This is a genomic window from Nitrosophilus kaiyonis (assembly GCF_027943725.1).
Taxonomy (GTDB): Bacteria; Campylobacterota; Campylobacteria; order Campylobacterales; family Nitratiruptoraceae; genus Nitrosophilus_A; species Nitrosophilus_A kaiyonis.
Genome location: NZ_AP025696.1, coordinates 1,620,245 through 1,634,325 on the forward strand (window position 1 = coordinate 1,620,245; position 14,081 = coordinate 1,634,325).

Genomic DNA, 14,081 nt, shown 5'->3' on the forward strand with positions numbered 1-14,081 from the left:
TAATAAATTAATTAAAATTTTCTAATAAAGGGAATCATGAAAAAGATATTATCAATTTTATTATATTTAACTTGCATAATTTTTGCCTCTGATATTAATACTACATTAATTAAACCAAATAATGTAAAAGTATATGAATCATTGCTAAAAGAGTTAAAATCAAAAGAGAGTAACAATAGTGAAATAAAACTTCAAGAATCACTATTATATAAACTAATAAATATATCAAAATATCAAAAAGAGAGTAAAAAATTTACATTAAATCAAGCAAAAAATTCAGAGGAATTAATAGAAAATTTTTTAAATATTGTAAATGTTTACAGAGACTATTTGCAAAAACTAGATGATGCAAAAGAAAAAGAGAAAAAGTTAGAAATAATTAAACATACTATTGAGAATTTAAAAAAAGAAGATAAAAAATATTTAACACTTCAACTGCAGTATGCCTTTTATTATAGAAGTTATCAAAAACTTAAAAAACAAATAAGCTATGTAGAAAATAATTTTGACAATTGGATAAAAACAATATCAGCTAATATAGACAAAATAACATTTGATAAAAAAAATATTGAAAAAATTATAGAAAAAAAATCCAAAGAATATGACGAATTAAAAAATAAAATTGCCCAATTCAAACTTGAATATGAAAGATTAAAACTTTTAGAAAGAAAAGACAAAATAATAAAAATAGAAAAATCTTTAAAAATTTTAAATCAAAAAAGAGTTCAAATAATAAAAAATATCATAAAAAACTATCTTTATTTTTTCTTTAAAGAAGTAAAATATAAAAATAAAAAAGCTTTTTACTATAAAAATAAAATTGAAAAATATATAGCAGATATTGCAGATATAGATAATTATTATACAAATGCTTTTTTATTTGTTCTAGATAAATTTACAACATATAAAATGGGCAAAACAAAAGTTTTTGTTGCTGAAACAAAAGAGTCAATTATTGATTTTGCAAAATATATATGGAGTCTATTTAAAAAACCAATCTTCACTTTAAATGAAAAAAATATTGATACACTTGATATCTTAAGAGCTCTTTTAATTTTAATATTTGGTATATATCTTGGAAAGATATATAAAAGATATATTAAAAGCCTTAGTCAAAGAGTTGTTAATCTGACTCAATCAAGTAGAACACTTCTTAGTAATCTTGGATACTATTTTATTATCATTTTATCATTTTTTATATCTTTAAAAGCTATAGGTATTGATTTCACATCATTAACTTTAATTGCAGGTGCTTTATCAGTTGGAATTGGTTTTGGTCTTCAAAATATAGTATCAAATTTCATATCTGGAATTATATTAATGTTTGAAAAAAGTATAAAAATTGGGGATTTTATAGAACTTAGTGAAGATTTAAGAGGAATTGTTACAGATATAAGTATGAGATCAACTACAATAACTACAAATGACAATATTGACATAATCATTCCAAATCAAACTTTTATTCAAAATAATGTTATCAATTGGACATTAACTTCAGATGTTAGAAGATTAAGAATCCCTTTTGGTGTAGCATATGGAACAGATATTGAAAAGGTTAAAAAATGTATTATTAATGCTCTCAATGAAAGTGATATAGATTTCATAAGAAAAGACCCCTTTAAAAGACCTTTAGTTGTAATGACTCAAATGAATAATAGCAGTGTTGATTTTGAACTATTTGTTTGGGTAAAAGGAGAAAAAACTTTACTTCCAAGAAGAACAAAAGCAGAATTTTTAGAACTTATATATAAATCTTTATATAAGTGTGGTATCGAAATACCTTTTCCTCAAAGAGATATACATATCAAAGAGCCAATTTCAGTTAATCTTAAAAGATAAAATTTACAATTTTTCAAAATTTAAATTATATTTAATTATAAACTAATATAATAATTATATTCCACCCAAAGGATCAAAAATGAATGTACTGCATCCCCCATTTGTACACTTTGTTATTGCTCTTCCAGTTGCAGCTTTGTTTTCTCAATTAACTTATTTAGGTACAAAAGATCTTACCTATTCAAAAGCTTCAACAAGGATTCTGGCTCTTTCATTATTAATCTCTTTTTTCGCAATATATGGGGGATTAAATGATGCAAATAATATTTTAAATAATAATCTTATTTTAGAAAATGGAAAATCTCTAATTTATAAACATAAATTATTTGGATTTATTACTGTAATAACTCTTTTTGTAACAACATTTTTAAAATGGTTTGCAATATTAAAAAAGTCATTTACTTTAGAAAAATTATCACTTCTATTTATAATTTTTACTATTTTAGCTGTCTTATATGAAGGTAATATGGGCGGAAAAATAGTATATAAATATTCTGGAGGAATTGATAACAAAATAATTAAAGAAAGATTTAATAACTTAAATAAATAATGTTGGCATAGCTGTAAGCCGAGTTCTGTATTTGAGGGCTATTTATCTATGGCTCTATATCACTATAGAGCTCTTGCGTTAGGCTCAATATCATGAGACTTTAACCAGGCCTAACTTGCTGCGGGTTGGGTTTACAATGCCTTCTGTATTGCTACAGAAGCGGTGAGCTCTTACCTCACCCTTTCACCCTTACCCCGCACCTACTTTTGGGCATATGTATTTATAAATTATATATTATCGATACAATATACAAAAGTAGGTGCGGGGCGGTTTACTTTCTGTTGCACTTTCCCTTGGCTTATCCTAGATAGGCTTCGCCAGCCACCAGTTAGGTGGAACCCTGTCTCATTGCAGCTCGGACTTTCCTCTGCATTAGCAGCAGCCCTCTGCTATGCCAATTGAATTATACCTTAAAATTTTCTGAAAGTAAAGAGTTTTGAGCATCAAGCATTAGATATTGAAGATTAAGTCATTTAGTTATTCAAACAAGTAATTAGGAGTTATTTTTTATATTATTCATCATTTAGCCATTGGATTAGTCTTAATGACTAATTACCAATGACTAATGACTATTTTTATACTTTTAAAGGCCCTTTTTCTAAAGCCTCTCTAGCATATTTTTCACCAAGTTCAAAAGCTTTTTTATTTAATTCAACAACTTTTGCTGGAACTTTAGAAATCATAGTTTCAAATACCAAATCTCTATCGATACATTTTGTCATCTCAACTGTTATACCAAGAGCAACAACAGATTGAGTAACAACATTTCCAACTTCCTCTTTTGCAATTGTAATAAGAGGAATTTCATAAATTTCCCATTTTTGAATATCTTCATTAGATGGTGTTACCAAATTTGGCTCAACTACAATTCTACCACCAGGTTTAACACCACTTTTAAATTGGTCATAACTTACTTGAGCAGTTGAAAGCATAAAATCGATTTCACCCTCATTAGCATAAGGATATAAAATCTCTTCATCATCTAAAATAATATCAACTTTTGTAGGACCACCTCTAACTTGGGATGTATATGTTGCAGCTTTTACACCATAGCCACCCTGCTTAATTTTAGCTGTAGCTAAAATTTCACCAGCCAATAAAACACCTTGTCCACCAACACCTGTAAATCTTAATTGATATCTCATAGTCAACTTCCTTTGAGTTAGTTTTTGTTATTTCTTTGAATAACTACTATGAGCCTCCCCAGAGAGGGGAAAACTTAAAGTAATTATCTCGATTTTACTTGAATAGGTTGCTCAACTTTTTTCTTGTTTTGAGCTGCTTCAATAACTAAATCATAAGCATCACAATATTCCATTTGAGAATCATCATGATATAAAATTCCAGTTGGAAAATATGCTTTTTTCTCTTCATCACTTAGTTTTTCCCATTTTTTAGCTGGCATTGTAATGCTATCTATCCACTCTTGATTTTGGATAGCCTCGCCCATTTTATTTTTTCTACCAAGGTTGATATGGCAGTTACTAAAAACATCAAAAAAGCTAAATCCTCTATGTTCAAAACCTTTAATAAACATTTTTTCCAGTTTTCTTGGATCAGTAACTGTCTCTCTTGCTATAAATGTTGCTCCAGCTCCTTTAGCAAGCTCACAAGCATCAAAAGTAGGATCAATATTTCCATACTGAGTTGTAACAGCCCACATCCCTTTTGGAGTCGTTGGGCTAACTTGTGAATTTGTAAGCCCATATATAAAGTTATTTATAAGAATAAAATTTAAATCTATATTTCTTCTACATCCATGAATAGTATGGTTACCGCCAATTGCTAAACCATCTCCATCGCCAGCAACTACTATTACATGTTTATCCGGATTTGCTAATTTTATTCCTGTTGCATATGCAACTGTTCTACCATGTGTTGTATGTACTGTATTACAATCAATATATGAGCTAAATCTTCCGCTACATCCTATCCCACTTACAACACATACATCATCCATATTCCAGCCAAGCTTATCAATTGCTCTAATAACCGATTTTAAAATAATTCCATCACCACAACCCCAACACCAAAGTGTTGGCATTTTATCTGTTCTTAAATATTGATCATAATTAAATGCCATTATTAACTCCTTATATTCCCATCTCTTTTAATTTTTCAATCATCTCTGCTGGAGAGATTGGTCTACCATTTGCTTTATTTAAAGCAACTGGTCTTTGTTTCATTACTCTTTCTACTTCATCTATATATTGTCCCATATTCAGTTCTGGCATCAAAATCTTTTCTGCTGGAAACCTTTTTCCTAGTTCAGCAATCTTCTCTTCTGGACTTGGCCATAAAGTAATAGGTCTAAACATACCTATTTTTTTGCCCTCATTTCTTAATCTATCAACAGCTTCTCTTGCTGCAAGACTTACTGAACCATAACAGAAAATCATATATTCAGCATCATCAAGCTTATACTCTTCCCAACTATCAAGAAGATCTTTTCTTCTTACATTTATCTTATTATGAAGTCTTTCAATTAAGTTTTGACAAATCACAGCATCTTCAGTTGGGAATCCCGTAGGCCCATGATGAAGACCAGTAATATGATAATGATAACCTTGGAAAAACTTTGGAAGAACAGCTGGTTTATCTTGTGGAACATCATAAGGTAAAAACTCATTTTTAGGAATACTTGGATCAGGCTGGGCTCTATTTACTATATTTTTTTCCACCTCTTCCAAATCAGGAAGAACTGCTTTTCCAACCATATGTCCAATTGTTTCATCAAGTAATACAAAAACTGGAGTCATCAACTCTTCAGCTACATTAAAAGCTCTAACTACCTCTGTATAACACTCACTTAAATTTCCAGGACAAAAAGTTACAGATTTATAATCACCGTGTGTTGGTGATTTCGCCTGATTAATATCACCTTGCTGAACTCTTGTTGGAAGTCCAGTAGATGGTCCTCCTCTCATTACATTTGTAATTACCAAAGGTACTTCAGCAATAAAACCAAGACCAATTTGTTCAGCTTTTAGACTTATTCCAGGGCCTGAAGTATTTGTCATTGATTTTACACCACTCATGCTAGCCCCTAAAGCAACACAAATACCACCAATTTCATCTTCCATCTGAATAAATTTTCCACCAACTCTTGGAAGTAAAACACTCATTTCATGAGCTACTTCACTAGAAGGTGTAATAGGATATCCACCAAAAAATCTACATCCTGCATCAATTGCAGCTTTAGCTGCTAGCTCATTACCACTTGATATCACTTCTCTTGCCATTATCTCTCCTTATGCATTTAAAACTGCTAGATCTTCTTCTCTAGCCATGAAATGATTTTTCTTAATAGCTTCAGCTCTTTCTTTTGCTTCTGCTGATAATTTTGAAAATTTATACTCTTTTCTATCTGCAACCATAATTGCAAAATCTGGACACTCAAGCTCACAATCTTGGCACCCAATACAGCTATCAGGATAAACAACCTTTACCATTGCACCAAGAATTGTTTTTGGTTCAGGAACCATAGCCAAAACACCAGCTGGACAATAAGCTACACATAAATCACACGCTTTACATCTATTTTCTTCAACCCAAACCGGAGTATTTTCCGGAGCTTTCAATAATGCCATATCAACTCCTTAATCTAATGTAAATTTTCCTACAGCACAAGAGATAAAACTTTTTGTTTTTAAACCTATCTCTTGAGTTTTAGTTAATCTATCATTTATAAGAGGATAGCCAAGTCCTCTTAAAATTGTTTTTAATTTCTCTTCATCATCTTGATTTTTAATATCAACTGTAACGATTCGTGGCTCTTTTGATAAATCAATTTCTATAAAATCAAAATATGAAGATAGTGCTTTTTTGATACTATTTGCACAACCTTCGCATTTTATATTTAAAGTTTCAAAGCTTTTTTTCATTTCTTTAAAGCTTTTGCAACAGTTTTTCCAATATCTGCTGGAGACTTAACAACATATACACCAGCTGCTGCTAATGCGTCCATTTTTTCTTGAGCAGTTCCTTGACCACCACTAATAATTGCACCAGCATGTCCCATTCTTTTTCCTTTTGGGGCAGTCTGCCCTGCAATAAAAGCAACTACAGGTTTTGTAATATTTTCTTTAATGAATTCTGCTGCTTCAATTTCAAGTGTTCCACCAATCTCTCCAATCATAACAATAGCTTCAGTTTCAGGATCAGCTTCAAACATTGGAAGAAGTTGCTTATAACTTAAACCAATAATTGGGTCCCCTCCAATACCAACAGCAGTAGTAATACCAAATCCTTCTTTTACTACCTGATTACTTGCTTCATAAGTTAAAGTCCCAGATTTTGAAATAAGTCCAACTGGTCCTTTTTTGAAAATAAATCCTGGCATAATTCCTATTTTACACTCTTCAGCAGTAATAATTCCAGGACAGTTTGGGCCTATTGTCATCATACCTTTTTTAGTTGCATACATTTTTGCGTACATCATATCTTTAACCGGTGCACCTTCAGTTATTATAACTGCAAGTTCAATTCCAGCATCAGCAGCTTCCATAACAGCATCAGCTGTAAAGGCTGGTGGAACAAAGATCATACTAACTGTAGCACCAGTTGCATCAACTGCTTCTTTTACTGTATTAAAAACAGGTCTATCAAGATGTGTTTGTCCACCTTTTCCAGGAGTTACACCACCAACTATTTTTGTACCATACTCAATACATTGTTCACTATGAAATGTACCCTCTTTTCCTGTAAATCCTTGAACTATAACTTTTGTATCTTTATTTACTAAAATACTCATTACAACTCTCCTTTTGCAGCTGCAACAGCTTTTTTTGCACCATCTTCTAAATCAGTAGCAGCAATAATATTTTTTATTCCGGCATTTTTAAGAATATCTGCAGCTATATCAGCATTTGTACCATCAAGTCTAACAATTACTGGAACATTTACTTCAACTTCTTGAGTAGCTTGTAAGATACCATTTGCTATTCTATCGCATCTAACAATTCCACCAAAAATATTTACAAATATGCTTTTTACATTTGGGTCTTGTAATATAAGTTCGAATCCTTTAGCAACAGTTTCAGGATTTGCACCACCTCCAACATCTAAAAAGTTTGCAGGCTCACCACCTTCATGTTTTATAATATCCATAGTTGCCATAGCAAGACCTGCACCATTTACCATACATCCAACATTTCCATCCAAGTTTACATAACTAAGGCCATATTTTGCAGCTTCAAGCTCAACTGGATCTTCTTCACTTAAATCTCTCATTTCGTGAATATCTGGATGTTTATATAGAGCATTGTCATCAAATCCCATTTTTGCATCAAGAGCTAAAAATTCACCACTTCCAGTTTTAATTAAAGGATTTATCTCAATTAAATTTGCATCTTTATCCATATAAACATTATATAGAGCCTCAGCAAATTTAATAAATGGTCTTATCTCTTCTTTTGAAAGTCCAAGTCCAAATGCAAGTTTTCTTCCATGAAAACCTTGAAATCCAATTGTTGGATCTATTGCAACTTTTATTATTTTTTCTGGAGTTTTAGCAGCAACTTCTTCTATCTCCATACCACCTTCAGTTGAAGCCATCATAACAGGCATTTCACTGCTTCTATCAAGTACCATTCCAAGATAATACTCTTTTTGTATATCTGCACCTTCTTCAATATATACTTTTTCTACTTTTTTTCCTTCAGGCCCAGTTTGATGTGTAACAAGAGTCATTCCTATCATCTCTTCAGCAAGCTTTTCTACTTCATCTAAACTTCTTGCTAGTTTAACTCCACCAGCTTTTCCTCTTCCTCCTGCATGAATTTGTGCTTTTACAACCCAAAGATCACCACCTAATTTTGCTGCTTCTTCTCTTGCTTCCGGTCCAGTAAAAGCCACTCCTCCTCTAGGAACTGGAACTCCATACTCTCTAAAAATCTCTTTTGCTTGATACTCATGAATATTCATAAATCACTCCTTTATTTTTGTTCCCAAAGTTTTCTACCTTCTTCATATAAATCATTGCCATATATATCATTTACTACAACAACAGGGAAATCTTCAACTTCTAATTTTCTAATAGCCTCAGGGCCAAGCTCAGGATAAGCAATAATCTCAGCACTTTTTATCCTCTCACTCAAAAGTGCTCCAGCACCTCCTGTAGCACCAAAATAGACAGCTTTATATTTTTTGCAAGCCTCTTTAACTTCTTGGCTTCTTTTACCTTTTCCTATCATTCCTTTAAGACCATGTTCAATTAGTATTGGTGAATAACTATCCATTCTATAACTTGTTGTAGGACCTGCACTACCTATTGGTTCACCTGGTTTTGGAGGTGTAGGCCCAACAAAATAAATAACTGCTCCTTTTAAATCAAAAGGAAGCTCTTCACCATTTAAGATAAGATCTACAAGTCTTTTATGAGCAGCATCCCTTGCAGTATAGATAGTTCCAGATAAATAAACAATATCACCAGCTTTCAGTTTTTCTACATCTTCATCAGTTAATGGAGTTTTCAATCTATATTCAGCCATTTTTATCCCTTATATTGTTATATGAGAATGTCTTGAACTATGACACTGTACATTTACTGAAACTGGAAGTGAGGCAATATGGCACATTCTGCCTTCATACATCTCTATATGTACTGCAAGAACAGTTTCTGTTCCTCCCATTCCCATTGCACCAATTCCAAGTTTATTAAGTTCATTTTTTAACTCTTCTTCAAAATTTTGAAGTTCAGGATCAGGGTTTTTGGTACCAATGCTTCTAAAAAGAGCATGTTTACTCATAACTGCTGCAAGATCAAAACTTCCACCAATTCCAACTCCAACAACAAGAGGAGGACAAGGATTTGGGCCAGCATCACTAATAACTTTTTTTACAAACTCTTTAATTCCCTCTTTTCCTTGTGCAGGTGCTAAAACTGTTGCTCGACTTACATTTTCACTTCCACCACCTTTTGCAGCATATTCTATCTCTATTTTATCACCTGGAACAATATCAAAATATATTACTGGAGGTAGATTGTAACCGATTTTATCTTTTAGATTTTCTCTTGTGAAACAATCACATGTTGATGCTCTTAAAAAACCTTCTTTATAACCTTTCTGTGTTCCTTCATAAATAGCTTGTTTTAGGCTTCCCCCTTCAATTTTTACATCTTCTCCAACTTTAACAAAATATATTGCTAATCCTGTATCTTGGCAAAGTGGTTTAGAATCTCTTGCAGCAATTTCAGCATTTTCAAGAAGTTGTGCGAGTACAGCTCTACTTACTTCACTCTTTTCCTCTTCATATGCTTTTTTTAAAGCCTCTAACATATCTTCGCTCAAATGAGTTGTAGAATATATAATCATATCTTTAATAGAGTTTACTATTGTTTCATATTTAATAACTCTCATCTATTTATCTCCAAAATAGTTTTGATTTTCAAGAACATCTATAAGCTCTTTAACTGAATCTACACTTCTTTGAAACTCTTTTTTTTCTCTTGGAGTAAGTTGTAATTCTATTATCTCTTCAACACCGTTAGAACCCAAAGTTACTGGAACTCCATTTGGAATACCATTAACTCCATATTCACCTTCTAACATAGTTGAACAAGGATAAATCTTTTTAGAATCTTTCAATATAGCTTCAACCATTATTGCTGTAGCTTTCCCTGGAGCAAAATATGCACTAGTTCCCATTAGCTGAACAATTTGTGCACCACCTTTTTTAGTAAGTTCAACAACTTCTTCAAGCTCCATTGGAGTTAAAAGATCAGTTATTGGAATGCCTGCGACAGTTGAATATCTTGGAAGTGGAACCATATAATCTCCATGTCCTCCTATAACAGTAGCCCTTATTTGACCAGCACCAAATCCAAGCTTTTCATAAATAAAATGGGTCATTCTTGCACCATCTAATATCCCAGCCATTCCAATAACTCTATTTTTTGGAAAACCACTTTTTTTAAGAGCAACATAAGTCATCGTATCAAGAGGATTTGTTACTACAATTATAATAGAATCAGGAGCATGTTTTACAATATTTTCAACAACTTCACTTACAATATCAGCATTTGCAAATAGCAAATCATCTCTACTCATCCCAGGTTTTCTTGGAAATCCAGCAGTTATAACAACAACTTTACTTCCTTCAATATCACTATAATCTTTTGCTGCTCTAACAATTGAGTGTGTTCTTAAAGCTGCAGCAGCTTGGTTCATATCAAGCGCTTTACCTTCTGCTCTATCTTTATCTCTATCAACTAAAATAACTTCATGCGCAAGTCCTTGCATTGCAATTGAATAAGCAACAATACTTCCAACATTACCACCTGCGCCAACGATAGATACTTTTGAACTTTTTGCCATTAGCACTCCTTTTAGATTAGAGTAGGAATTTAAAAAAATTCCTACTCAATTTTATATATTATCTATAATTTCATTAAAAATTTTACTTGGTCTCATTGCAGCTTCTGCTTTTTCATCATCTGGATGATAATATCCGCCAATATCAGCAGCTTTTCCTTCTGTAGCTTTTATTTCATTTAAAATTGCTTCTTCATTTGCTTTTAGTTTTTCAGCTATAGGAGCAAATTTTGACTCTAATTCACTATCGCCACATTTTGCAAGTTCCTCTGCCCAAAATGTTGCAAGATAGTAATGACTTCCTCTATTATCAAGCTCTCCAACTTTTCTTTTTGGAGTTTTGTCTAAATCAAGATACTTTCCAACAGCTTTATCAAGAGCATCCGCAATGATTGTAGTTTTTTCACTTGCTCCTTGTTTAACAGCAAGTTTGAGTGATTCAACTAAAGCCATAAATTCACCTAAACTATCCCATCTTAAATGACTCTCTTTTAAAAATTGCTCAACATGTTTTGGTGCACTTCCACCAGCTCCTGTTTCAAATACACCACCACCAGCCAAAAGTGGAACGATAGAAAGTGTTCTTGCACTTGTTCCAACTTCAATAATTGGAAAAAGGTCTGTTAAATAGTCTCTTAAAACGTTACCAGTAACAGAAATTGTTCCTTCACCTGCTCTAAATCTTCTTAATGTATAACGCATCGCTTTTTCTGGTGCCATAATATGAAACTCTACACCACTTAAATCTTCATCTTTAAGAACGCTTACAACTTTTTTGATTAGGTTTGCATCATGTGCTCTATTGCTATCAAGCCAGAATACTATAGGATAACCGCTCTCTTTTGCTCTTCTAACAGCTAGTTTAGCCCAGTCTACCACTGCTTCATCTTTAGCACTGTATGCTCTCCATATATCACCCTCTTCTACTTCATGGCACATTAAAGTATTGCCATCTTCACCAATTGTTTTAATATATCCATCTTCAGGTGGAAAGAATGTTTTATCATGGCTTCCATACTCTTCTGCTTTTTTTGCCATAAGGCCTACATTTTGTACAGTACCTACTTTTGCAGGATCAAACTGACCATTTTTAACGATGTCTGATACAATTTCTTTATACATTCTTGCATATGTTCTATCTGGAACAGTTATAACAGTATCAGCAGTCTCTCCATCTGGTCCCCATCCTTGAAGACCGTTTTTAATAACTGCTGGAATTGAAGCATCAATAATCACATCATTTGGTGCATGAAGATTTGTAATTCCTGCATCACTATCTACCATATACATTCGTGCATTTTTCTTAAGAATCTCTTGAATTTTATCTTTTATATCTTTCTGTACGCCATCAGGAAGTTTTGAGAGTTTATTTTCTAAATCTACAAGACCGTTATTTGGCTCAAACCCAATCTCTTCAAGCTCTTTTCCAAATTCATCAAAAAGCTCTTTAAAATATACTCTAATTGCATCACCAAAAAGTACTGGGTCAGATATTTTCATCATTGTTGCTTTAACATGTAGTGAAAAAAGAATATCTTTTTCTTTTGCATCATTGATAACACATTCATAAAACTCTCTTAATGTTTTTCTATTTAATGAAGCTGCACTAAATACTTCACCTTTTTTAACTTCTACCTCTTTTAGAACTTCAGTTTTTCCATCTTTTCCTTCAAATACAAGTTTTACTGTCTGATCTTTATCACTGATAAAAGATTGCTCATTTTGATAAAAATCATTTTTATCCATATGTGCAACATAACTTTTACTTTCATTACTTACTGGTCTCATTTTATGTGGAAACTTTTTTGCATACTCTTTTACTGCATTACTAAGGCGTCTATCAGAGTTTCCTTGTCTAAGAACAGGATTCACTGCAGATCCAAGAAGTTTTGCAAATCTATTTCTTAGTTCAACCTCTTCAGCCGTTTTTGGCTCCTCTGGAAAATCAGGAATATCATATCCTTGAGATTGTAACTCTTTAATAGTTGCTACAAGCTGTGGGATAGAAGCAGAAATATTAGGAAGTTTAATGATATTTGCTTCTGGTTTTAAAACAAGCTCTCCAAGATAAGCAAGTTCATCTGCTTGTTTTTTATCTTCTGGAAGTCTATCGCTAAATTCCGCAATAACTCTTCCAGCTAAAGATATATCTCTTAATTCAATATCTACACCACTATCTTTTGTAAAAGCTTTTACGATAGGAAGTAGTGAATAAGTTGCCAAAGCCGGAGCTTCATCAATTTTTGTCCAAACTATTTTTGCCATATTTTCTCCTTTAATTTTATAAAGATTAACTGTTCTAATAGTAACAATTTGTATATTTAATTTTTATCAATTATTAGTTTATAAAATGAGAGTTATTAATTTTGTTTCATTTCTTCACAGCTTTTATATTCATCAAATGTTTTTTATATGTAGAAGAAAAGAGATGTTTTTTATTTTTATTTTTTACAAAGTAGAGATAAGAAACTTTTGCGGGAAAAATTGCAGCTTTAATTGCATCTAAACTTACTGTACATACTGGATAAGGAGGAAGGCCTCTATTTTTGTATGTATTAAAAGAACTATTATCATTTTTTATTCTTTTTGGTGTAACTTTTATATGCGAATATTTTCCATAATTTAAAGTCCCATCCATCTGAAGAGGCATACCTATTTTTAATCTATTATATATTACAGCACTTATTAATGGCATTTCATCTTTATTTGCGGCCTCTTTTTCTATTATAGATGCAATTGTAATATATTTTTCAAACCATTTTTTCTGGTTATAATTTCCAAAAAATTTAATTGACAAATTTTTGTGTCTTTCCAAAGAAATTCTTACCATATAATAAATGAAATGTTTCTCATCAATACCAATAGGAATATTATAACTATCTGGAATCAATACTCCTTCAGGATAGGGAGAAATTTTAGAATATATTTTTTTTAATTTAATATTATTTAATTTTAATTTTTTTGCAACTTGATCTAAAAATATTTCAGTAGTCTCTCCAGGGATTAAAGTAATATTTACCATTGCAGCTTTCGCTTTTGTAAGTTTATATAAAAAATCTCCTCTACTTAAATTCTCTTTTTTAATATCAATCCATCCAGATTGAGGCGAACCGATAAATCTTAAGAAAATAGTATCTAGATTTGTCAAACTAAAGTTTTTTCTTTTAAGGTATGATATAATCTTATTTATACTTCCTTTTGGAATATAGACTACTTTTGTCGATTTTATAGGCTGAGCTAGATAGAATGAAAGTATTAATATGATTATAAAAATTAGTTCTAAAATTGCAAAGGTTTTAACAAGTTTTTTTATTGCTGCTCTCCTATTACTCTTTTTAACATATTTTTTTCTCAAAAATGGTATTGAAATTTCCAAC

Annotated in this window: 14 protein-coding genes and 1 other RNA gene; 2 read left to right on the forward strand and 13 right to left on the reverse strand. The window is 31.7% G+C overall.

What is annotated here, in order from left to right:
• The first annotated feature begins 36 nt into the window (after positions 1-36).
• Both QML81_RS08485 and QML81_RS08490 read left to right on the forward strand, forming a co-directional pair.
• Positions 37-1,839 carry a mechanosensitive ion channel domain-containing protein gene (locus tag QML81_RS08485; protein WP_281951001.1) on the forward strand — a complete coding sequence of 601 codons (1,803 nt, stop codon included), beginning with the start codon at positions 37-39 and terminating at the stop codon, positions 1,837-1,839.
• A 79-nt stretch (positions 1,840-1,918) separates the two neighbouring features.
• On the forward strand, positions 1,919-2,389 hold the full coding sequence (locus QML81_RS08490; protein ID WP_281951002.1) for a DUF2231 domain-containing protein: 471 nt from the start codon (positions 1,919-1,921) through the stop codon (positions 2,387-2,389).
• On the opposite strand, the gene rnpB is transcribed toward QML81_RS08490, so the two are convergent.
• The 13 genes from rnpB to mltG all read right to left on the reverse strand — a co-directional run bounded on the left by rnpB (position 2,388) and on the right by mltG (position 14,074).
• An RNA gene (rnpB, locus tag QML81_RS08495) (RNase P RNA component class A) lies at positions 2,388-2,787 on the reverse strand. The two genes, QML81_RS08490 and rnpB, sit on opposite strands and share 2 nt — an antisense overlap.
• 177 nt (positions 2,788-2,964) lie before the next feature.
• A complete protein-coding gene (locus QML81_RS08500) occupies positions 2,965-3,534 on the reverse strand; it encodes a 2-oxoglutarate:acceptor oxidoreductase subunit OorC (RefSeq protein WP_281951003.1) in 570 nt (189 codons plus the stop codon).
• 83 nt (positions 3,535-3,617) lie between these two features.
• Positions 3,618-4,472: a 2-oxoglutarate ferredoxin oxidoreductase subunit beta gene (locus QML81_RS08505; protein ID WP_281951004.1), complete on the reverse strand. Its 855-nt coding sequence runs from the start codon at positions 4,470-4,472 to the stop codon at positions 3,618-3,620.
• Positions 4,473-4,482: 10 nt separating this feature from the next.
• Positions 4,483-5,631, reverse strand: coding sequence for a 2-oxoglutarate synthase subunit alpha (locus tag QML81_RS08510; protein ID WP_281951005.1), 1,149 nt, complete (start codon positions 5,629-5,631; stop codon positions 4,483-4,485).
• Positions 5,632-5,640: 9 nt separating this feature from the next.
• Positions 5,641-5,979: a 4Fe-4S dicluster domain-containing protein gene (locus QML81_RS08515; protein WP_281951006.1), complete on the reverse strand. Its 339-nt coding sequence runs from the start codon at positions 5,977-5,979 to the stop codon at positions 5,641-5,643.
• 9 nt (positions 5,980-5,988) lie between these two features.
• Positions 5,989-6,273 carry a heavy-metal-associated domain-containing protein gene (locus QML81_RS08520; protein WP_281951007.1) on the reverse strand — a complete coding sequence of 95 codons (285 nt, stop codon included), beginning with the start codon at positions 6,271-6,273 and terminating at the stop codon, positions 5,989-5,991.
• Positions 6,270-7,142 carry a succinate--CoA ligase subunit alpha gene (gene sucD / locus QML81_RS08525; protein WP_281951008.1) on the reverse strand — a complete coding sequence of 291 codons (873 nt, stop codon included), beginning with the start codon at positions 7,140-7,142 and terminating at the stop codon, positions 6,270-6,272. The genes QML81_RS08520 and sucD overlap by 4 nt, the downstream gene beginning before the upstream one ends.
• Positions 7,142-8,314, reverse strand: coding sequence for an ADP-forming succinate--CoA ligase subunit beta (gene sucC, locus QML81_RS08530; RefSeq protein ID WP_281951009.1), 1,173 nt, complete (start codon positions 8,312-8,314; stop codon positions 7,142-7,144). Before sucC ends, sucD begins: the two co-directional genes overlap by 1 nt.
• 11 nt (positions 8,315-8,325) lie before the next feature.
• Complete coding sequence (locus QML81_RS08535) at positions 8,326-8,880, reverse strand: Fe-S-containing hydro-lyase (protein ID WP_281951010.1); 555 nt, start codon at positions 8,878-8,880, stop codon at positions 8,326-8,328.
• A 9-nt stretch (positions 8,881-8,889) separates the two neighbouring features.
• Complete coding sequence (locus QML81_RS08540; RefSeq protein WP_281951011.1) at positions 8,890-9,750, reverse strand: fumarate hydratase; 861 nt, start codon at positions 9,748-9,750, stop codon at positions 8,890-8,892.
• Entirely contained in the window at positions 9,751-10,707 is a 957-nt protein-coding gene (gene mdh, locus QML81_RS08545) for a malate dehydrogenase (protein WP_281951012.1), read from the reverse strand.
• A gap of 51 nt (positions 10,708-10,758) precedes the next feature.
• Complete coding sequence (locus QML81_RS08550) at positions 10,759-12,969, reverse strand: NADP-dependent isocitrate dehydrogenase (protein WP_281951013.1); 2,211 nt, start codon at positions 12,967-12,969, stop codon at positions 10,759-10,761.
• A 106-nt stretch (positions 12,970-13,075) separates the two neighbouring features.
• Positions 13,076-14,074: an endolytic transglycosylase MltG gene (mltG, locus tag QML81_RS08555; RefSeq protein WP_425596325.1), complete on the reverse strand. Its 999-nt coding sequence runs from the start codon at positions 14,072-14,074 to the stop codon at positions 13,076-13,078.
• Positions 14,075-14,081: the final 7 nt, after the last annotated feature.